The following is a 19,623-nucleotide window of genomic DNA, read 5'->3' on the forward strand; positions in this document are numbered from 1 at the left end:
TCCACAGAAAGGCGCGCCATGGGCACCCACAGCGAACAGCATCCAGACATCCCCCTCATCACACTGCACGACGGTACGCGGATTCCGCAGATCGGTCTCGGTGTGCTGCGCATCGACGACGAAGGTGTCGTACCCGTCGTCGAATCGGCGTTGGAAGTCGGCTACCGTCACATCGACGGCGCCGCCGGCTACAACAATGAGGAGGGCGTCGGGCGCGCGCTCGCCGCGACCGGATACAACACGGGCGAGCAACGCGCGTCGTTGTGGATGACGACGAAACTACGCGATTCCGAACAGGGATACGATTCCGCGATGCGCGCGTTCGACCATTCTCTCGACCTGCTGCGGCTCGACTACGTGGACATGTATATGATCCATTGGCCGACACCGTTCGACTGGCGTAGCGGCGAGACGTGGAAGGCGTTCCGCGCACTGCGTGACGAAGGACGTGTGCGCACGCTCGGCGTCTGCAATTTCATGCCCGAGCACCTCGACCGGCTGTTCGACGAAACGGGGGAGTACCCGACCGTCAACCAGATCGAACTGCACCCCACATGGCAGCAACGTGACGTCGTCGCGTACTGCCGCACCCACGGTATCGCGGTGGAGGCGTATTCGCCGATGGCGCGCGGCGCCGACCTTGCGAACGGCGTCGTCGAGCGCATCGCCGCCGCGCACGGCGTGACGCCCGCACAGGTCATTCTGCGCTGGCATATCGAAAATGGGACGATCATCATTCCGAAATCGGTGCACGCCGAACGCCAGCGCGAGAACCTCGATCTGTTTGGTTTCGCCCTGACGTCGCAGGAGCATGCGCAGATCGACGCGCTCGACGGCCCGACGCGCGCCGGCCATGATCCGATGACCTTCACGTATGCGTGACCGGATGCCAACGCATGAAGCCGGATCGGTGAGGGTACGACGTATGTCGGTGGCGGTCAGTTTTCCGATTCGAAGACGTTGAGGTCGGTGGTCATCAGATCGCGGGTGTCCTTGGAGAAGAAGCCCTTGTCTGCCGGGAAGTGATCCGACTTCACGCGGTCGGCGTTCACCCATTCATTGAGCACGTTCACGGTGACTTCGGGCAGTCCGATGCGCGATGCGGCGACGATGAGCTCGTCGCGGTTGTTGTCGGTGTCCTTCATCTCGGACAGTCCGCGCAGCGCGTTGAGATTATCCTGGAAATCGGCGATCGGCTTGTTCTCGAACAGCACCTGATACCACTGGTACAGCGCTTCGCCGGTGCGGGTCATGTCTTCGGTCGTTTCCGCCATGCCTCATCCTTCCTGTTGCGCGCGCCTGATATGACGCGCGCCGTGCAATCGTTCAGGTGACATCGTAAACGCGCCGGTCAGCGCGCGTGCGGAACTTCCGCTGCCGGTGTAACGGTGCTGATGTGCGTTTTGGATGGTCTCCGCGCCAGCATCCGTCGTCTGCGTAAATGATACTTTCTATCATTTACGGCCTGTTGCGTGCCGAGATGCGCGCTCTAATTGATACTTTCTATCATTTACGACGTCAATTCGATGGTGCAGCCTTCTGATTATGCTCATCAGTATCAATATCGAGACCGGAGGATGCGCTGAACCATGGCGAGCTGACCTTCTTCGTGATGACGCTGCTCGATTTGATCATGGAGTCGCAGCATGACCTCGTCGAATATCTGACGCAGTTGATGAACGGCGTGAAAGGGCTTAGGCGTCGATGCGACCAGCTGACGGATATGCACGCGCTTTCCTCCCCATGCGGGCGAGGTGCTGTTCAAGAGCAGGAGTTCGGCGGCTGGCGGTCGATGACGTTCGATGAGGGCGCCCGGCATCTTGGTCTGTCGAAGCAGAGCGCGCGCAAAGTGGTCAAAGAGCTTGAATAGGCCGGACTTGTTGAGTATACGAAGCGGCGTCCGCTGATGTTCCGTTGCTCCGGCGATGGAGCGAATCTAGAGGGGATGCCTGAGATTTGAGATATTCCGTGGTGCGGTGCACCGCAGTGGCATGATTCCGGCGGAGCGCTGTCAGCCATGTACCGGCGCAATGGCGGTAATGAGCGGGGGCCGTGACGCGGGATGTTTTCCCGCGTCACGGCCCCCGCTCATTGAAGAGGTCGGATCCCTGGTATCAGCCGGTGTTCTGCAGGCCGGCGGCGACACCCGAAACGGTGCACAGGATCAGGTAGATGAACCCTGCCTGCTGGCTCTTCGAGAGCTCTTCCTTGTCCACCTTCTTACGCAGCGAACGCAGCGCGAGCACCTGGGTGACGGACAGCGCGTCCACATACGGCGAGCGGATGCGGATCGCCTGGCCGAGCACGTGGCGGTGCTGCAGCGGCCATTCGTCGCCGACGATGCGCAGCACCCAGCGGCGCGTCAGCTCCATCTCGTGCAGAACCTTGTCGCGCAGATCGTCACGGTCGCCGAGCGCGAGATACATCTTCGCGATGCGTTCGTCGGTCTTTGCGAGCGACATCTCGATGTTGTCGATGAAGGTCGAGAACAGCGGCCACTCCTGATACGCCTTGCGCATCGTGTCGAGATCGCCGAAGGCTTCGCACGCCGAGCCCAGGCCGTACCATGCGGCGAGGTTGATGCGCGCCTGCGCCCACGAGAAGATCCACGGGATCGTACGCAGATCGTCGAGCGACTTCGCACCCAGACCACGCTTCGCCGGACGCGAACCGATCGGCAGCAGGCCGACCTCGGTCAGCGGCGTGACCGTCGAGAACCACGGTGCGAAGTCCGGCGTATTGAGCAGGTCGAGGTACGTCGCATGCGAGACCTCGTCGAGTTTCTTCGCCATCGGCGCGAACGCGTCGGTCATCTCGGTGTTCGTCTTCTCGACGCTCGGCGCGGACTGCAGCAGCGTCGCGGCAGCCACGGATTCGACGTGGCGGATCGCGAGCACCGGGTTGCCGTAGCGGGCGAAGATGACCTCACCCTGCTCGGTGAGCTTGAAGCGGCACTTGACGGAGCCCTTCGGCTGCGCGAGCACGGCACGATTCGCCGGGCCGCCGCCGCGGCCGACGGCGCCGCCGCGACCATGGAACAGCGTCAGATCGATGTCGTTCGCCTCGGCCCACGTGGCGATGCGCTCCTGCGCCGAGTGCAGCGCGAGCGTCGCGGAGGTCGGGCCAGCGTCCTTCGACGAATCGGAATAGCCGAGCATGACCTCGAGCTTGCGGCCGGTCTGCTTGAGACGTGCCTGCACTTCGGGGATCTTGATCATTTCGTCGAGTACGCTCACCGAATTCTCAAGATCCTCAAGCTGCTCGAACAGCGGGATGACGTCGATGACCGGCGCATCCTCCGGGTTCGAGAACGCGAGGCGGTTGAGCTCGTAGACGTCGCGCACGTTCTTCGCGCTCTTCGTGAACGAGATGATGTAGCGGCGCGCGGCCTTGACGCCGTTGCGCTTCTGGATCGCGCCGAGCGCGCGGAAGGTGTCGAGCACCTCGACCGTCATCGGCTGCAGTTCGCCGCGTTCGCCGTGCAGGCCATGCTCGCGGATGTCGTCGAGCGCGCGGGCGTGCACGACCGAATGCTGACGGAACTCCATCTCGACCATATGGAAGCCGAAGGTCTCCGTCTGCCAGATGAGATCCTGCAGCGGGCCGTAGGCGGCGCGCTTGTCGCCGGCTTCAGCGAGCGAACGCTGCACGACGCGCAGGTCGGCGAGGAAATCGTCGGCGCTGTGGTACATCAGGTCGGTGTCGCGCTTGATCGTGTAGTGCAGACGATCGGCCATGACGAGCATGACGGCGCGGTGGAGCTCCTTCGTGGAGATGAGCGAGGCCTTGCTCGTGAGCCGCTCGCTGATCTCCTTCTGCTGATTCCACAGCGTGTGCAGTTCGTCGCTCGGCGGCGTCGTCTCCGCTTCCACCGTCAGGTTGCGGCCGACGTTGCGCGTGGCCTCCTCGAGTGCGGCGAGCACATGGTCGGAGAACTTGCGCGCCACCTGACGGCTCACCTTCGCGGTCACGTTCGGGTTGCCATCGCGGTCGGAGCCGATCCAGCTGCCCGGATGGAAGAACGCGGGGCACGCCGGTTCGACGGTGCCGGCCTTGTCGCCGAGCACCCAGTCGTCGAAACGACGGTAGACCATCGGAATCGTGTGGAACAGCGTGTTGTCGAAGATATCGAGAATCGTGTCGGCTTCCTCGACCGGCGTCGGCTTCTTGAGCGCGATCGGCGAGGTGCGGAACAGCGCGTCGATCTCGTTGTAGAGACGGCGGTAGCATTCCTTCTTATCCGATCCGCCCAGCATGCGGTATGCGGCGAGCTGGTCGGCGATACGGCGGATCTTGCCTTCCACGGCCTTGCGGCGCGCTTCGGTCGGATGCGCGGTGAAGACCGGATGGAACTCAAGACGGTTGAGCAGCTCCTTCGCCTTCGCGGGACCCATCTCGGCGATCAGCTGATGGTAGGCCTTCGTCATCTCGTTGACCGGGTCAATCGCCAGCGAATCATCCACTTTCGCCTCGCGCTCATGCAGCACGGAGACGCGGTAGTTCTCCTCGCAGAGGTTCGCAAGATGGAAGTACGTGGTGAATGCGCGCGCAAGCAGCTGCGCGTCGTGCAGATTCATCGCGTCGATCGTCTTGACGGCCATTTCAAGGTCGTCGCGCTCGGGATGGGTGTCGGTGAGGACGCCGGAGAAACGTTCCGCGCTTGCGTCGACGGCGTACTGACGCACGGTGTCGAAGGTGTTGAGCAGCGATTCGTCGTATTCGGAGAGCACTCCACGCAGAATTTCGAGACACAGATCCATGTCTTCGTGAAGTGTGGGGGGAAGTTCACGCTCCTCAGGGGCCTTGGTCCCCAGTCCGGACGTGACGATGGCCGCGTCCGCAGGCGTGATCTGTTCGTTATCAGTCACATTGACCTCCTTCTAAGAACATCAGGTTGCTCGGTCTTCCGCTCATCCGCGGCTCCTCCGCGGTTGTGTTGATCGGACGTTGCGAGCCCACAGCCTTAAGTTCTCTTCAGTTGCACGCTCATTGTAGGCGCGGGGAATCGACAGCGCGCGCCGTTGAAACGCTGAAAGGGTCATGATATGAGACGGTGCCGCCGCCGTTTTGTTGATTTTTCCTGATTTCTTCGACGTGCGGCTTCGCGGACGTGCGCGCGGCGTGCACGTCCAGCGTCCGCACGTTAATGGAAACCATGAGCAATGAGCAAGCACAAGGAACGGACGCGGACGCCGGAACGCCACCCGTGCAATCGTCCGCAGACCGCCCACGAGAGCCCCTCGCCGAACCCGCATACGCCCACCCGCATGACGGACCGCTGACGAGCGGCGCGTCCGCCGCGGGCAAATTCCATTCCCATTCGATTCCGCTCGACATGGAGGACATCGAGCGCGACTGGGACAAGCCGATCCAGGATGCCGGCATCGCCGCGAAGGCGAGCGTCATCGTGCGCGTCGGCATGCTCGACCTCGGCGCCGGCACCGGCAGTTTCCGCGTGCGCGAGATGATGCACCGCATCGCATATCCGCTCGGCGTGCACGTGCGCGCCGACGTCAACCTCACCGACATCGAGGCGGCATGCACCGACGGCTCCGGACGCATCACCGAAGTCGTCAACCTGCCGACGACCGGCGTCAACACCGAACGTATCTGGCTGCTTGAGCATTTCGCCGACTGGTTCAGCGTCAATCTCGGCACCGGATCGATGTATCACCGTGAGACAAAGGTCTCCGCCGGCCTCATGCAGCATCTCGACATGCGCGACGCGTCGCAGGTCTCGGCGGACATGGCGAAACGACTGCGCGAGGAACGCCATCAGGCGCGCGTCGCCGAGCGCGCCGCCGCCTCCGACGCGGCCGTCGAGGATTACGAGGTCGCGCTCAACGCCGCCGATGCCGCCGCCCGCCCGCAGGACGACGCGCAATCGGAAGTCAACGAGACCGTCATCGACGCGCTTGTCAAAGCCGACGGCCATGGCGACGACGCGCGCGGCAGCGCCGAACAGCTCGAACTGCCGCACAAATCGCGCCTGCGGCTGCGCGCGGCCGCCGGCGAACGCACGCGCGCATGGCGTGAACGTTCGCAGCGTCCTCCGAAAAACGGCTACGCCGAGCATTTCGACCATGTCGGCGGCGCTGCCGCCGCGCGCAAGACGCATGAGATCACGGTGCGCGACGTGCATAAGCGGCTCGACATGATCGAACGTCGCAAACCGTTGTATTCGCCGGCGTTGTCGGGACTCGCGTCAGCCTGCGCGTGCGCGTCCTTCGTGTTTCTGCTCGGCGGCGCGCCGTACGACATGATCGGCGCGTTCGTCGGCGCCGGGCTCGGCCAGTGGCTGCGACGACGACTGTTCGCGCATCATCTCAATCAGTTCTTCGTGACCTTCGTGTGCGTGGCCGTCGCCGCGTTCGCATGCGTCGGCACGCTGCGTCTGATTGGCTTGTTCAATCCGGTGGCGTTGCAGCATGACACGGCGTACATCGGTGCGATGTTGTTCGTCATCCCCGGATTCCCGCTGATCACCGGCGGTCTCGACATGGCGAAGATTGATTTCCCCTCAGGCGTGCAACGTGTGATGTACGTCGTGTGCATCATTTTGATGGCGACGCTCGCCGGATGGATGGTCGCGTCGCTCGTGCAGCTCAATCCGCAGGGCTTCGAATCGCCGAATCTTACGCCGTGGGTGACGGGTTGCCTGCGCGCGCTGTTCGCGTTCATCGGCGTGTGGGGATTCTCGATGATGTTCAATTCGCCGCAGCGCATGTGTCTTGTGGCCGCCACGATCGGCATGATCACCGATACGCTGCGTCTCGAACTCGTCGATTGCGGACTTGCGCCGGAAGCAGGCGCGTTTCTCGGCGCGATGCTCGCCGGACTGCTCGCCTCGGCGTGGCGTTCGGCGGTGCGCCACCGGCTGCTGCCCCCGCATCTGGGCTATCCGCGTATCTGTCTGACGGTGCCGTCGATCGTCATCATGGTGCCGGGCATGTATATGTATCAGGCGATGTTCCATCTGGGACAGTTCGAGACGTTGCTCGCGCTCGACTGGGCGTTCCGCGCGTTCATGGTCATCATCTGTCTGCCGATCGGGCTTGCGATGGCGCGCGTCATCACCGACAAGTCGTGGCGATACGACGTGTGATGCCGGCGAGGACATACATATAGCTGGGGCGCCGCTTCGGATGATCGAAGCGGCGCCCCAACTTATTGCGGCTATTGCGATGCGCGCGGATCAGCGGTCGTAGCGCATGCCCATCGCCTCGCGGACTTCGTCGAGCGTCTCGTTCGCGATGGCGTTCGCGCGACGGTTGCCTTCGTGCAAAATGTCGCGGATCGTATCCATGTCCTGCGCGAGCTCGGCGCGGCGCTCGCGGTGCGGCGCAAGGAACTCGTTGACCGATTCGGTCACATACTGCTTGAGCGCGCCGGCGCCGGACGCGCCGATCTCCTCGGCGATCTCCTGCGGGTCGCGGCCGGTGACGAGGCCGGCGGTCGTCAGCAGCGCCGACACCTGCGGACGGTGCTCGGGATCGAAGGTGATCGTACGTTCGGAATCGGTTGGGCTCTTCTTGATGAGCTTCGCCGTCTCCTCGGCGGTTGCGCCGAGCATGATCGAATTGCCGTAGGACTTGCTCATCTTGCGGCCGTCGAGACCTGGGATCTCCGGCGCATCGGACAGGATCGCGGCCGGCTCCGGGAAGATCGGGTGCTTCTTCGCGTAGCGTTCGTTGAAGCGGCGCGCGATCGTACGCGTGATCTCGACGTGCGGCAGGTTGTCCTTGCCGATCGGCACGACGTTCGCCTTGCAGAACAGGATGTCGCAGGCCTGATGCACCGGGTAGGTGAGCAGCAGACCGGTGAGCGCGTGTCCGGAGGATTCCATCTCCGACTTGACGGTCGGATTGCGGTGCAGCTCGGCTTCGGTGACGAGGGACAGGAACGGCAGCATCAGCTGGTTCTCGGCCGGAATCGCCGAATGCGTGAAGATCATCGTCTTCTCCGGGTCGATGCCGGCGGCCATGTAGTCGAGGACGAGGTTGAGGACGTTGTCGTCGATGTGCTCGGTCGTGTCACGGTCGGTGATCACCTGGTAATCGGCGATGATGATGTTCGTGTTGACGCCGCGGTTCTGCATCGCGACGCGTTCCTTGATCGAGCCGAAGAAGTGGCCTAGGTGGAGACGGCCTGTCGGACGGTCGCCGGTGAGCATCGTGAACTTGCTCGGATTCTCCTCGAGCTTCTTGAGCGTCTCCTCCGAGCGCTTTCTCGCAGCGAGGAAACTCGCGCTCATTTCGTTGCCGGCCGCGGTCAGGCGCGCCTCTTGTTCTTCAGCCATACGTAATCCTTGTGCCGTTCGAATCGTTGGTTTTCGGTGGTTTTCATCGTAGAAATCTGAGCCGACAACAAAAGAGGGGTGGAGGAGTGGTACTCTCTTATGTGATGAATCGATAGCAAACAGTTACTCCAGGGGGTCAGATGGGCCGCGGACGTCAAAAAGCCAAGCAGCAGAAGATAGCTAGGAAGCTCAAGTACCTGACCACTGACACGGATTATGACGAGCTTGCGAAGGAGCTGGGAGCGCAGGAACCAGGTTCCGGTTCATTCGATCCGTTTGCCGATGTGGAGGCGAAGTACGCCCAAGACGCGGATGTTGATGAGTTCGAGGAAGAGGAGACCGTCGTGTCTGCTCCTTCCGAGGATGACCTTGATGACTATGCGCAGTGGGCGGCCGAAGCCGCCGCGAAGGCCACAAGCGGAGAGATGCCGGCAACGCCAGCGCCCAAGCCGCACAAGCCGATTCCGATGCCAGTGCCGGGTGCCTTCAAGCATGCCGATCATGCGGGCTTGCACGACGCTCAGCAGTGACGGGCATGAAGGTCCGTTGACCGCGTCGCGATGATTAAGCGACGCTGAACGAGGTGGGTGTGCACGAACGAGACGGTTCGTGCACACCCACCTCGCGTATTCGGGCGCTGATGTGGTCGGTCAGTCGGTATAGCCAGCTTTGGACAGTGTAGTCGACGCGATTACAGTGAAGTTCAGCCGAGTGGGAGGATCGCCGACAGGTCATCGCGCTCGCCGACGGCGCTGATGTGGCCGGCTTCGCGTTCCTCGTCCCAGCTTGTGATGCCGCTGGCTACGCGCAGCCATACGGCCGGTTCGAGTTCGATGACGTCCGGCGGCGTGAGGTTGTGCGGATCCGAGGCGGGGCCGTCGAGGATCTTCACGGCGCCCCACGGCGCGACGCGTACCTCCACGCCCGGGCCGGGCGCCTTCAGTTCGAGCATGTGCAGCGAGTAGCGGACAGCGAGCGCCATCGTTGGACGTGGAAGGGCAGGCGCGATGTCGGTCGCCGCTTCGGTGCCGACGAGCGCTCGCGCGGCGTCGCACCACACGTCGTAGGCATCCATGCCGGCGCGCAGGTCTTTCTTATGGATAGCAGCCATGCTTCGTATTGTGCGCGTACGCTGCGATAAGTCAATATATTTATGTATCTCCGATCGTCACGGGTGCGGGGAGTGACCGTCGCGTTCGCGGACAGTGGTGTGGGTGAACGGAACGGGTGCGGAATGCGTCGGCGGCGTTCGCGGACGGTGGTGTGAGCGAACGGAACGAGTGCAGAATGCACCGGAGGCGTTCGGTGGATACGGAGCGAACTGAAATAGACACTGAACTGCACATGTGACACGCGCGCCGTCGCCGTCCGTGGAGGCCTCACGAGGGGCTTTTGCGACTGCTTACGACGGCTGAAGCGCTTCCGCAATGTGAAGGTTGCCACGCAAAAAACGCATGCACGCAGACGCAGGCGTTGACAAAGTGGACCTTATGCTATGATTTTCTGTTTGAGAACGTATGCAAAAACGGACGGAAGAGCTTGTGGCGCGGATTCCCGATGGGACAGGAGCTTTTGCCCGTGGACGTTCACGAGAAAGATAATGTTCAGAGGAGTCATAGATATGACCGAACTTACGGCACCGAAGTCCTCGGTTACCGCAGCCCAGTTCGCGGACGAGATCCGCAACGAGCTCAAGTACACGCAGGGCGTTACGCCTGAACAGGCGAAGCCGGCCGACGTCTACGTCGCCACGGCGACCGCTGTGCGCAAGCACCTTATGGATTCTTGGATGAAGACCCAGCAGGACATGATCAACGGCAACACCAAGGCCGTCGGCTACCTGTCCGCTGAGTTCCTGATGGGCAAGCAGCTGCGCAACGCGCTGCTCAACTCGGGCCTCACCGATCAGTTCTACGCGGCGGTCAAGGAGCTGGGCTTCGACGCCCAGGAAGTCATCGACGCCGAATACGAGCCGGGCCTCGGCAACGGCGGCCTCGGCCGTCTCGCCGCCTGCTTCATCGATTCCCTCGCGTCGCTGGGCGTTCCGGCCTTCGGCTACGGCATCCAGTACCGTTACGGCATCTTCCGTCAGGAATTCGACGAGGACGGCCGCCAGGTCGAGCGTCCCGATTACTGGCTGACCAACGAGGATCCGTGGGGCCACATCGACTACGCGCGCGACCAGCGCGTCAACTTCGGCGGCGAAGTCGTCGAAGAGGACGGCAAGCGCGTGTGGAAGCCGGCGTGGGCTGTCCGCGCGATCCCGGTCGACTACATGGTTCCGGGCTACGAATCCGGCCGCGTCAACACGCTGCGCCTGTGGCAGGCCCGCGCATACGACGAGTTCGACCTGCTCACCTTCAACAAGTCCGAGTACCTCGACGCGGTCAAGCCGCAGGTCGAGGCCGAGAACATCTCCAAGATCCTCTACCCGGAGGATTCGACGGAGGTCGGCAAGGAACTGCGCCTCGAGCAGCAGTACTTCTTCGCTTCCGCTTCGCTGCATGACGCGATCCGCGTCTTCTACGGCGACGCCGAGAAGCCGGATCTGACGACCTTCCCGGACAAGATCACGTTCCAGCTCAACGACACCCACCCGGTCATCGGCATCCCGGAGCTCATGCGCATCCTCATCGATGAGTATGGCTACGACTGGGATACCGCGTGGGACATCACGACGAAGACCTTCAACTACACGTGCCACACGCTGCTTCCGGAAGCGCTCGAAGTGTGGCCGGCGTCGCTCATCGGCAAGCTGCTGCCGCGTCATCTCGAGATCATCGAGAAGATCAACGACCAGTTCATGCACGAGCTCGCCGACCGCACCGACGACGAGGCAAAGATCGAGCGTATGCGCATCCTCACCGCGGGCGAGAACCCGTCGGTGCGCATGGCGTACCTCGCCTCCTACGCCGGCTCGCACGTCAACGGCGTCGCCGAGCTGCATTCGCAGCTGCTCAAGGACGTGACGCTGCGAGACTTCTCGGACATCTATCCGGCGAAGTTCACGAACGTCACCAACGGCGTCACCCCGCGTCGCTTCATGAAGCTCGCGAACCCGGGTCTGTCCGCGCTCATCACCGAAGGCCTCGGCACCGACAAGTGGCTTGAGGACCTCGAACTGCTCAAGAACCTTGAGCCGCTCGCCGGGGATGACGAGTTCGTCAAGAAGTTCGCGAAGGTAAAGTACGATAACAAGGTCCGCTTCGCCGACTTCGCGAAGTCCGAGTACGACTTCGACCTCGATCCGACGACGATGTTCGACACGATGATCAAGCGTCTGCACGAGTACAAGCGTCAGGCCCTCAAGATCCTCGAGGTCATCGCCACCTACGCGGACATCAAGTCCGGCAAGGTCAAGGCCGAGGACATCACGCCGCGCACCGTCATCTTCGGCGCGAAGGCCGCTCCGGGCTACTACCTCGCCAAGATGACGATCCAGCTCATCAACAACGTCTCCAAGGTCATCAACAACGACCCGGACGTCATGGGCAAGCTCAAGGTCGTCTTCCCGTGGAACTACAACATCCGCGTTGCGCAGATGCTGATTCCGGCGACCGAACTCGACGAGCAGATCTCGCAGGCCGGCAAGGAAGCCTCGGGTACGTCGAACATGAAGTTCGCGCTCAACGGCGCCCTCACCGTCGGCACGCTCGACGGTGCGAACGTCGAGATCCGCGAGCGCGTCGGCGCCGACAACTTCTTCCTCTTCGGCATGACCGTCGACGAAGTCGAGAAGATGTACGCGGACGGCTACGATCCGGCCAAGTACTATGAGGGCGATCCGCGCCTGAAGGCCGCCATCGACATGGTCGCCGACGGCACGTTCTCCAACGGTGACAAGGACGCGTATGCGCCGCTCGTCTCCGACTGGCTGACGAAGGATTGGTTCATGACCCTCGCCGACTTCACGGCGTACCATGAGATCCAGTCGCAGATCGAGACGCTCTACGGCGATCAGCTCGAGTGGAACCGCAAGGCGATCATCAACGTCGCCAACTCCGGCTACTTCAGCTCCGACCGCTCGATCGAGGATTACCTCGACCGCGTCTGGATGACCGGTCCGCTGCCGACCGAGAAGTGATTCGCGCGGCCGTAAGGTCGACTGCAGCGTAGAAGAACGGCGGACAGCACCTTCGGGTGTCGTCCGCCGTTCGTTTCTGTATCGATCATTGATGATTACGTAGGCGCTCGTTGCCGCGACGGTGACCGTGTCGGCGCCCGCATATGCGAAAACCGCGGCGTGCACGTTCCAACAATCGTGCACGCCGCGGTTTTCGGCGTCGATGATGCGCGCGTCCCCGCACAGCGCAGTGCGGGAGTCGCACAATCAGGCTGCGTCGGCGGCCGGAGCGACCTTGTCGACGTCGTCCTCAGTCTTGTCCTTCGCGAGCGTGAGGTCGACCGGCGACGAGCTGTTCTCCCACGGCTCCTCCCACGGATCGTAGTCCGGGTTCTGCTGCTTGTAGATGTAGACTCCGACGACTGCCGCGAGCAGCGCACCGAAGAGCAGCGCAAAGAATTTCCAACCGCTAGAGGACTTATGTTCCTTCATGACGGCTCCTTTCCGATTACGTGGTCGACTGGTTTCCCCAGACAACTCTGTTCACCATCATAGGACCTTCGCCGCGTTCGCGCGACTTCAGTTGTGCTCATGGCAAGTCCTTGCGCCGCAACGTGCAGGCGTTGTTGGCCGCGCGCGGCGGCGCGTCACTCTGCGCTACAGTGTGACCTATGCCCAACAATCGTTTTTCTTTGTTTCCCGATTCTCCGTCGATGCGGCAGGTGTTCTCGCTGCGGTCGTTGCGCTACCGGTGGCGCAACGGCGAGCCGGTCGTCACGTCGGCGATCATCGTCGTCTGTGTCGCGTTGTGGATCGTCGAATTCATCTTGAACCTGGTGAGCCGCCCGACGCTGGCGAACCTGCTGCAGTATGGCGCGATGCAGCCGTATCGTGCGGCGCGCGAACCGTGGATGTTCGTCACGTCGATGTTCCTGCACTCGCCGGGCTCGATATTCCATATCCTGTTCAACATGCTGACGCTGTGGTGCGTCGGGCCGTTCCTCGAGCGACTCATGGGGCACTGGCCGTATCTGATGCTGTATCTGGTTTCCGGCATCGGCGGCGGCGTCGGCATGGAGTTGTGGGCGGCCTTCGGGCGCGATCCTTCCGCGTGGCTCACCTATTCTTATGGCGCGTCCGGTGCTTTGTTCGGCCTGTTCGCCGCGTGCCTCGTCGTGTATCGCAAGGCCGGCTCGGATATGCGATCGATGCTCGTGTGGATGGTGATCAACTTTGCGATGCCGCTTGTCATGCCGAACATCGCATGGCAGGCGCATGTCGGCGGCTTCATCATCGGCGGTCTGCTCACGTTGCTCGTCGTGGATGGTCCGCGCGCGCTGCGCCGCAGTTCGACGCTTGTGCGCACGTCGATCTACGGTGGCGCGTTGCTGCTGCTCGAGGTGATTATTGTCGTCATCTGCAATCAGAACAATATCTACGCGATGATGCTGTGATTATGTGATGCTGTAGTGGGGCGGGGGGACGTTGCACGGTGTTCGTGCGGCGTTTGCGCGGTCCCCGCGCTCGTGTGTGTAGATGGTGCGGCGCACAGATCGTTGCGTGTCGACATCTGCGTATCGACATCGATGAGCAGGCCACAGTAATGCGGCATTCGCATCTGGATGTGTTGGTGGACGCAGTCGAGCAGTGTTGGCTGTTGTCAGACGGCGTCGGATGGTCGATCGAAATGGCTTCCGACGCCGCCTCATAACTTACAGCGGTGTAGTTTTCCACATGATGTGGAAAACATTGTGGATAACTCGGGGATAGGGTGAGGAAACAAGTCGAAGTTATCCACATGGTTATCCACAAATGTTGATATCTGTGGTTTCTTCGATGGTCGGGGATGTGGATAACAGTTATCCACATCCCCGACGAACCGTTGGAATCAAGCCACAAATAGGGATTCCACTCGGAGGCAGTCCCTATATGTAGTACCTCGAAAGTTATCCACATTTCATGTTATGTCAGAAACTGAAAGCACAGTGGACATCCCCTGCCACTGTTTCCTCCTCAAGGACTCCCACCCCGTCGGGCCGGTATCGCGTGCGGGATATCACGGCCTCCCGTTAGGTCGATCGATTTGCCCTGAAGCAATGGCCTGCTGCTGTGCAGAAGACCAGCGTTCATCCTCTGCGCGTGTTCCGGGAATGGGTGGCGAAACCGGAACAGACCGTGGAAAGACCCACTGCCAATTATTCTTTCGGCGAGATTGTAGTGTCAACTGAACTACTCAATTTGTGTACGCAACAATACGTTTCGGACGCAACTCGGTTGCTGCGTCGGCGGCTATGCGAGATGACCATGCATCGTTCGTCTGCGCTCGACTGCACTCAGCCACGACGGATGCTCTGCGGACGACGCATCGCTACAATGCCGCTTATGGACAACGACGATAATGCGATCGCGGACGGCGGCCGCCTCGCACCGCAGATCAACGCGGCCACGCGCGCGTTTATCGCGGCGCATCAGGATGAGGACGTGCGCGACGTCGCACTTCACGCCAAGCGCGACGGCGACGTGGACGTGTCGTTCGCGCTCGACCAGATCGCCGGCCGCCGCATCGCCCGCGCGAAACTGCCGCGATGGGCGATGATCGACGGCATCATCTATCCACCGCATGTGCCGATGGAACAATGCTCGTCGCAACCGGCAGCGGAATACAAGGCCCGGCTCGCGGCCGAACTCATCGCCGGGCAGCCGCATCCGACGACGCTCGTCGACCTCACCGGCGGCTTCGGCGTCGACTTCTCCTTCATGGCGCGCGCATTCGACGACGCCGTCTACGTCGAACAACAGCCGACACTATGCGCGCTCGCAGAGCACAATCTGCGCGAACTCGGCATCGACAATGCGCGCGTCGTCTGCGCCGATGGCGTCGCATTCCTCGAAACGATGGCGCCGGCGACGCTCATCTACATTGATCCGGCCCGGCGTGACGCACACGGCGCGCGTACCGTCGCGATCGCCGACTGCACGCCCGACGCGCTCGCATTGCGCGACGCGCTGCTCGCCAAAGCGCCGTTCGTCGTCATCAAACTGTCGCCAATGCTGGATTGGCGGCAGACGATTGACGATTTCGGCGGCGCGGTGCAGCGTCTCGACATCGTCGCCGTGCACAACGAATGCAAGGAGATCCTCGTTGTGCTTAGTCGGGAGCGCGTTGAGCGGCCGCAGATTCGATGCGTGAACGATGGCGTAAGCGTCGAGTTCCGCGCCGGCGATGACGAACGGCCGAGCGTCGCGCCGGCGTCGACACTGCCCGATATGCACGTGCTCTATGAGCCGAACGCGGCGATCATGAAGGGTGGCGCATTCGCGACGCTGCAGCGGCGATGGCCGGCGGCGCAGATCGGCGTCAACAGTCATCTGTTCGTCGCCGATCAGTGGTTCGACGATTTTCCCGGGCGTGCGTTCACCATCGACGGCATTGGCACGATGAACAAGAAGGAGCTGCGACGACTGCTCGGCGGCGTCGGAAAGGCGAACGTGGCCGTGCGCAACTTCCCGCTGACGGCCGCGCAACTCGCGAAGAAACTCAAACTGGCCGATGGCGGCGACGTCTATCTCTTCGCGACGACCGACGCCGACGGACGCCACATCCTCATCTGCGCGCACAAGGAGGACGCGCGCAGTAGTAGTAGTAACTGAGTGCGGCAGAGCGGTCAACGGCGGTAGTCGGCGGTTGAGGTCAATCACATACTGCCGTTGGCGGACAGTGGCGGACAGCTGCGGATGGTGGCGGACAACTACCGTGCCGGCGGCGGGCAACAAAAAAGGGCGTCGGTGGACGCCCTGATCAGACTTGCGGCACGGCTCAACGCCACCAGACCATCATGATGAAGCCGGCGATCATGAAACCGAACGCGATCAGCAGATTCCAGGAGCCGATCGACGGAATCGGATACGTGTAGTTCGTCAGGTAGAAGACGACGGCCCAGATGAGACCGATGATCATCAGCGCACAGAACACCGGCACGAACCAACCGGGATTCGCCTTCGTGCCCTTGATGCTTTCCTCGACACGCTTCGTGTTCTCACGCTGACGCTGCATCATGCGGCGCATCTGCGGGGTCATGTCCTTCTCGTCAACGGTCTGGTTGAGGATCTCCTGGATGCGGCCGACCGGGATCTCATCGTTCTCGACGTAGGTGGCGGCCTGCGCCAGATCCATCGGTTCCTTATCCGGGTCGGTGCCCTTCATCGGCTCGTCGTTCGACTTCTCGGCGGCGCCGTGTTCGTCGACCTGGCCATCCGTGGGTGTTTTGTGCAGCTCTTCGTCAGCCATTTGTCTTATCTCCTTGCATAGGCTAATTAGGTATCATAGTGGTTGCTCGCGAAAGCGGCCACTAGCGTCGGCCATCATGAGCAAAATCATCATATTTCGCGCGTCGCTGTGAAGACGGGCCATGCGGCCCGACGCAACGGTTCGTAAGGAGACGGATATGGCCAGGCACAAACCCAAGCATGGCACCGGCAAATCGTTCGTCGGCAGTGTCTCCGTGCTGCTCGTCGTCACCTTCGTCGGCTTCCTGCTCATCACGAACATGCGCATCAACCGCACGACGACCGTCTCCTCGGACACGGCCGAACTCATCGAGAACCGCGTGCGCAAGGTGGACAAACTGCAGGCCGACGTGAAGGAACTGTCGGCGCAAGTGGACAAGTTGAGCGCGCAGGTGCAGTCGGGTCAGTCGACGCCGTCCGAGGATGCCGGCTCGAGCACGATGCTGCCCGCCGTCGAAGGTCCGGGCGTCACGGTGACGCTCAACGATTCGTCGATGTGGAAGAACGCCGTCGATTCGTCGGGGTCGGCGGTGGACAACGACAAGTACGTCGTGCATCAGCAGGACGTCGAAGCGGTCGTCGACGCGCTGTGGGCGGGCGGCGCCGAGTCGATGCAGATCATGGATCAGCGTGTGCTGTCGACGTCGGCGATCATCTGCTCGGGCAACGTGCTGCTGCTGCAGGGCCGCAAATACTCGCCGCCGTTCACGATATCCGCAATCGGTCCGCCAACGTTGATGATTCAGGCCCTTGATGATTCGCGCGCCGTGCAGATCTACCGGCAGTACGTGGACGCGTACGGCCTCGGCTACGACGTGCGCACGGAGAGCAAACTCCACTTCGACAGCACAACGATGCTGCTGCAGCCGCTGCAGTACGCGCATGTGCTGCAGCAACCGAACAAGTCGGAAAACGGGACCGACGATGCCGCGCACGGCGATGAGAATGACCAGGGCGGCGCACAATAGATGCAGCGGCGATCGCGTGGGCAATCGCGCAGCTCTCAATTAATGTGACCACATCAGCAACGTGACCACATCAGCCAACCGGAAACGGGGGAAGACACCACCTATGGCACACAGTCAACATGCGGCGCAGCGCCGCACACGCAGCGTCGGACGTTCGATCGTCACGATCATCGCGGAGTTGCTGCTCACCTTCGCCGCGATCTGCGGCCTGTACGTGGCGTGGATGCAGTGGTGGACCGGCGTGCAGTCGGACCATGTCCAGCAGGAGACGCGCGCGCAGATCGCATGGGCGCAGCCGAACGACGGCGGCACGCTGAAGATCGCGCAGCCGCAGGATGGCGAGCCGCCGGTGCAGCCACGGGAGGCACTTGTCGGCGAACTCATCGCCCGCGTCTACATTCCGCGCTTCGGCGACCAATGGGAACGCAACCTCGTGCAGGGCACCGACCTCGCCGAACTCAATCAGCACGGCCTTGGCCACTATGTGGACTCGCAGATGGCCGGTCAGGTCGGCAACTTCGCGATCGCCGGGCACAGGAACGGCTACGGGCAGCCGCTCGGCGACGTCGACAAACTCGAAAAGGGCGACGCGATCGTCATTCGTTCGAAGGACTACTGGTACGTCTACCACTACACGAACTATACGATCGTGACGCCGGACGAAGGCTGGGTCATCGGCGCGAATCCCGAACATCCGGGCGAGACGCCGACGAAACGACTCATCACGATGACCACCTGCGAGCCGAAGTACACGGCGCCGACGCATCGTTGGGCGAGCTTCGGCGAGTTCGCCTACTGGGCGAAGGTCTCCGACGGCATCCCGAAGGAGCTTGCGAAGACCGGCTCGAACAGCGCCGTCGAATTCATCAACAACGAACGGCAGTCCTTCGCATCGTCGATCACGTCGCTCGCGCCGTGGGTGTGGGGAGCGCTCGCCGTCTATCTCGTCGTGTTCCTCGCGGCGGCCGTCGCATGGCGTTGGCCGGCGCTGCGCGCGATCCGCGAGAGCGACAAGCCGCTGCCGGACGCCGACATCTACGGCTGGCTGCTGCGCCATCAGCCGGGTGCCGCGCCAATCCGTTGGCTGATGCTGCTGCTGCTCGTCTTCGCCGCCGCGGCCGCGCTGTTCCAGTGGGGCTTCCCGTGGGCGGCCGCGAACGTCCCGTTCCTGCAGCAGATGTCCAACTACGTGGCCGTGTAGCGCGCCATGCGGCCGCTACACCGGCTGCACTACACTTGTGGGCTAGCATAAGCCTGCACGCGAGCGAGAGGACCTTTCATGACCGATTCCGCGCATATCCTCGTCGTGGACAACTACGATTCCTTCGTGTACACGATCGTCGGCTATCTCAAGACGCTCGGCGCGACCGTGACGGTCGTGCGCAACGATGCGCTTGACCCGTCCGACGCCGCCGTCCTCGACGGCTACGACGGCGTCCTGATTTCGCCGGGGCCGGGAGCGCCGGCCGACGCGGGCGTCAGCGAGGACATGATTCGCCTGTGTGCGTCGACATGCACGCCGATGTTCGGCGTCTGCCTCGGCATGCAGGCGCTCGCCGAGGTCTTCGGCTGCACGGTGAGCCATGCGCCGTCGATCATGCACGGCAAGACGAGCCTCGTCGAGCACATTGACGATGAGATCTTCGCCGGCGTCGCGAATCCGATGACGGCCACGCGCTACCATTCGCTCGCCGTCGAGCCCGATTCGGTGCCGGCCGATGTGCTTGAGGTGACCGCGTGGACCGTCGACGACCATATCGTGCAGGGCATCAAGCATCGTGAGCTGCCGTTGCACGCCGTGCAGTTCCATCCGGAATCGGTGCTCACGCAGGACGGCTACCGTCTGTTCGCGAATTGGCTCGCCGTCTGCGGCCAGCCGTCCGCCGTCGACAAAAGCCTGGGGCTGCAGCCGAAGCTTGCGCGCTGAGTATGCGTTGATTTCGCGTTGATTACAACGACAACGAGTGGGGGCCGAACCCATCGCGGATTCGGCCCCCACTCGCATG

Annotated in this window: 16 protein-coding genes; 10 read left to right on the plus strand and 6 right to left on the minus strand. The window is 62.3% G+C overall.

The window, feature by feature from the left end:
* The first annotated feature begins 18 nt into the window (after positions 1 to 18).
* A complete protein-coding gene (locus CGZ88_RS05730; protein WP_026644885.1) occupies positions 19 to 882 on the plus strand; it encodes an aldo/keto reductase in 864 nt (287 codons plus the stop codon).
* Positions 883 to 938: 56 nt separating this feature from the next.
* On the opposite strand, the gene CGZ88_RS05735 is transcribed toward CGZ88_RS05730, so the two are convergent.
* On the minus strand, positions 939 to 1,274 hold the full coding sequence (locus tag CGZ88_RS05735; RefSeq protein WP_101671343.1) for a hypothetical protein: 336 nt from the start codon (positions 1,272 to 1,274) through the stop codon (positions 939 to 941).
* A 338-nt stretch (positions 1,275 to 1,612) separates the two neighbouring features.
* Here CGZ88_RS05735 and CGZ88_RS05740 point away from each other — a divergent pair, with 338 nt between their 5' ends.
* A complete protein-coding gene (locus CGZ88_RS05740) occupies positions 1,613 to 1,870 on the plus strand; it encodes a hypothetical protein (protein WP_026644883.1) in 258 nt (85 codons plus the stop codon).
* A gap of 244 nt (positions 1,871 to 2,114) precedes the next feature.
* Here CGZ88_RS05740 and CGZ88_RS05745 read toward each other — a convergent pair whose 3' ends face one another.
* A complete protein-coding gene (locus CGZ88_RS05745) occupies positions 2,115 to 4,868 on the minus strand; it encodes a phosphoenolpyruvate carboxylase (protein WP_101671344.1) in 2,754 nt (917 codons plus the stop codon).
* 467 nt (positions 4,869 to 5,335) lie between these two features.
* Here CGZ88_RS05745 and CGZ88_RS05750 point away from each other — a divergent pair, with 467 nt between their 5' ends.
* The gene (locus CGZ88_RS05750) at positions 5,336 to 7,105 is read left to right on the plus strand and encodes a threonine/serine exporter family protein (RefSeq protein ID WP_026644881.1); all 1,770 of its coding nucleotides are present in this window, start codon (positions 5,336 to 5,338) and stop codon (positions 7,103 to 7,105) included.
* A gap of 90 nt (positions 7,106 to 7,195) precedes the next feature.
* On the opposite strand, the gene trpS is transcribed toward CGZ88_RS05750, so the two are convergent.
* Positions 7,196 to 8,299: a tryptophan--tRNA ligase gene (gene trpS, locus CGZ88_RS05755; protein ID WP_026644880.1), complete on the minus strand. Its 1,104-nt coding sequence runs from the start codon at positions 8,297 to 8,299 to the stop codon at positions 7,196 to 7,198.
* A 140-nt stretch (positions 8,300 to 8,439) separates the two neighbouring features.
* Between trpS and CGZ88_RS05760 the strand changes: the two genes are divergently transcribed.
* Positions 8,440 to 8,829 carry a DUF3073 domain-containing protein gene (locus CGZ88_RS05760; protein ID WP_026644879.1) on the plus strand — a complete coding sequence of 130 codons (390 nt, stop codon included), beginning with the start codon at positions 8,440 to 8,442 and terminating at the stop codon, positions 8,827 to 8,829.
* Positions 8,830 to 9,002: 173 nt separating this feature from the next.
* On the opposite strand, the gene CGZ88_RS05765 is transcribed toward CGZ88_RS05760, so the two are convergent.
* A complete protein-coding gene (locus CGZ88_RS05765) occupies positions 9,003 to 9,410 on the minus strand; it encodes a sterol carrier family protein (RefSeq protein WP_026644878.1) in 408 nt (135 codons plus the stop codon).
* Positions 9,411 to 9,920: 510 nt separating this feature from the next.
* On the opposite strand from CGZ88_RS05765, the gene CGZ88_RS05770 reads away from it, so the two are divergent.
* The gene (locus CGZ88_RS05770) at positions 9,921 to 12,383 is read left to right on the plus strand and encodes a glycogen/starch/alpha-glucan phosphorylase (protein ID WP_026644877.1); all 2,463 of its coding nucleotides are present in this window, start codon (positions 9,921 to 9,923) and stop codon (positions 12,381 to 12,383) included.
* Positions 12,384 to 12,629: 246 nt separating this feature from the next.
* On the opposite strand, the gene CGZ88_RS05775 is transcribed toward CGZ88_RS05770, so the two are convergent.
* Positions 12,630 to 12,854 carry a hypothetical protein gene (locus tag CGZ88_RS05775; RefSeq protein WP_024540346.1) on the minus strand — a complete coding sequence of 75 codons (225 nt, stop codon included), beginning with the start codon at positions 12,852 to 12,854 and terminating at the stop codon, positions 12,630 to 12,632.
* A 179-nt stretch (positions 12,855 to 13,033) separates the two neighbouring features.
* Between CGZ88_RS05775 and CGZ88_RS05780 the strand changes: the two genes are divergently transcribed.
* A complete protein-coding gene (locus CGZ88_RS05780) occupies positions 13,034 to 13,816 on the plus strand; it encodes a rhomboid family intramembrane serine protease (protein WP_026644876.1) in 783 nt (260 codons plus the stop codon).
* 928 nt (positions 13,817 to 14,744) lie between these two features.
* On the plus strand, positions 14,745 to 16,013 hold the full coding sequence (locus tag CGZ88_RS05785; RefSeq protein ID WP_051198503.1) for a THUMP-like domain-containing protein: 1,269 nt from the start codon (positions 14,745 to 14,747) through the stop codon (positions 16,011 to 16,013).
* Between the two features lie 166 nt (positions 16,014 to 16,179).
* Here the strand turns inward: CGZ88_RS05785 and crgA are convergent, their stop codons facing one another.
* Complete coding sequence (gene crgA, locus CGZ88_RS05790; protein ID WP_026644874.1) at positions 16,180 to 16,650, minus strand: cell division protein CrgA; 471 nt, start codon at positions 16,648 to 16,650, stop codon at positions 16,180 to 16,182.
* A 157-nt stretch (positions 16,651 to 16,807) separates the two neighbouring features.
* Here crgA and CGZ88_RS05795 point away from each other — a divergent pair, with 157 nt between their 5' ends.
* From CGZ88_RS05795 to CGZ88_RS05805, 3 genes are all read left to right on the plus strand, one after another.
* Positions 16,808 to 17,617, plus strand: a complete 810-nt coding sequence (locus CGZ88_RS05795) for a DUF881 domain-containing protein (RefSeq protein ID WP_026644873.1) — start codon at positions 16,808 to 16,810, stop codon at positions 17,615 to 17,617.
* A gap of 103 nt (positions 17,618 to 17,720) precedes the next feature.
* Positions 17,721 to 18,818, plus strand: coding sequence for a class E sortase (locus CGZ88_RS05800; RefSeq protein ID WP_026644872.1), 1,098 nt, complete (start codon positions 17,721 to 17,723; stop codon positions 18,816 to 18,818).
* 78 nt (positions 18,819 to 18,896) lie between these two features.
* Positions 18,897 to 19,544, plus strand: coding sequence for an anthranilate synthase component II (locus tag CGZ88_RS05805; protein ID WP_026644871.1), 648 nt, complete (start codon positions 18,897 to 18,899; stop codon positions 19,542 to 19,544).
* The last annotated feature ends 79 nt before the right edge of the window (positions 19,545 to 19,623 follow it).

It is taken from the genome of Bifidobacterium anseris (assembly GCF_002860345.1).
GTDB lineage: Bacteria > Actinomycetota > Actinomycetes > Actinomycetales > Bifidobacteriaceae > Bifidobacterium > Bifidobacterium anseris.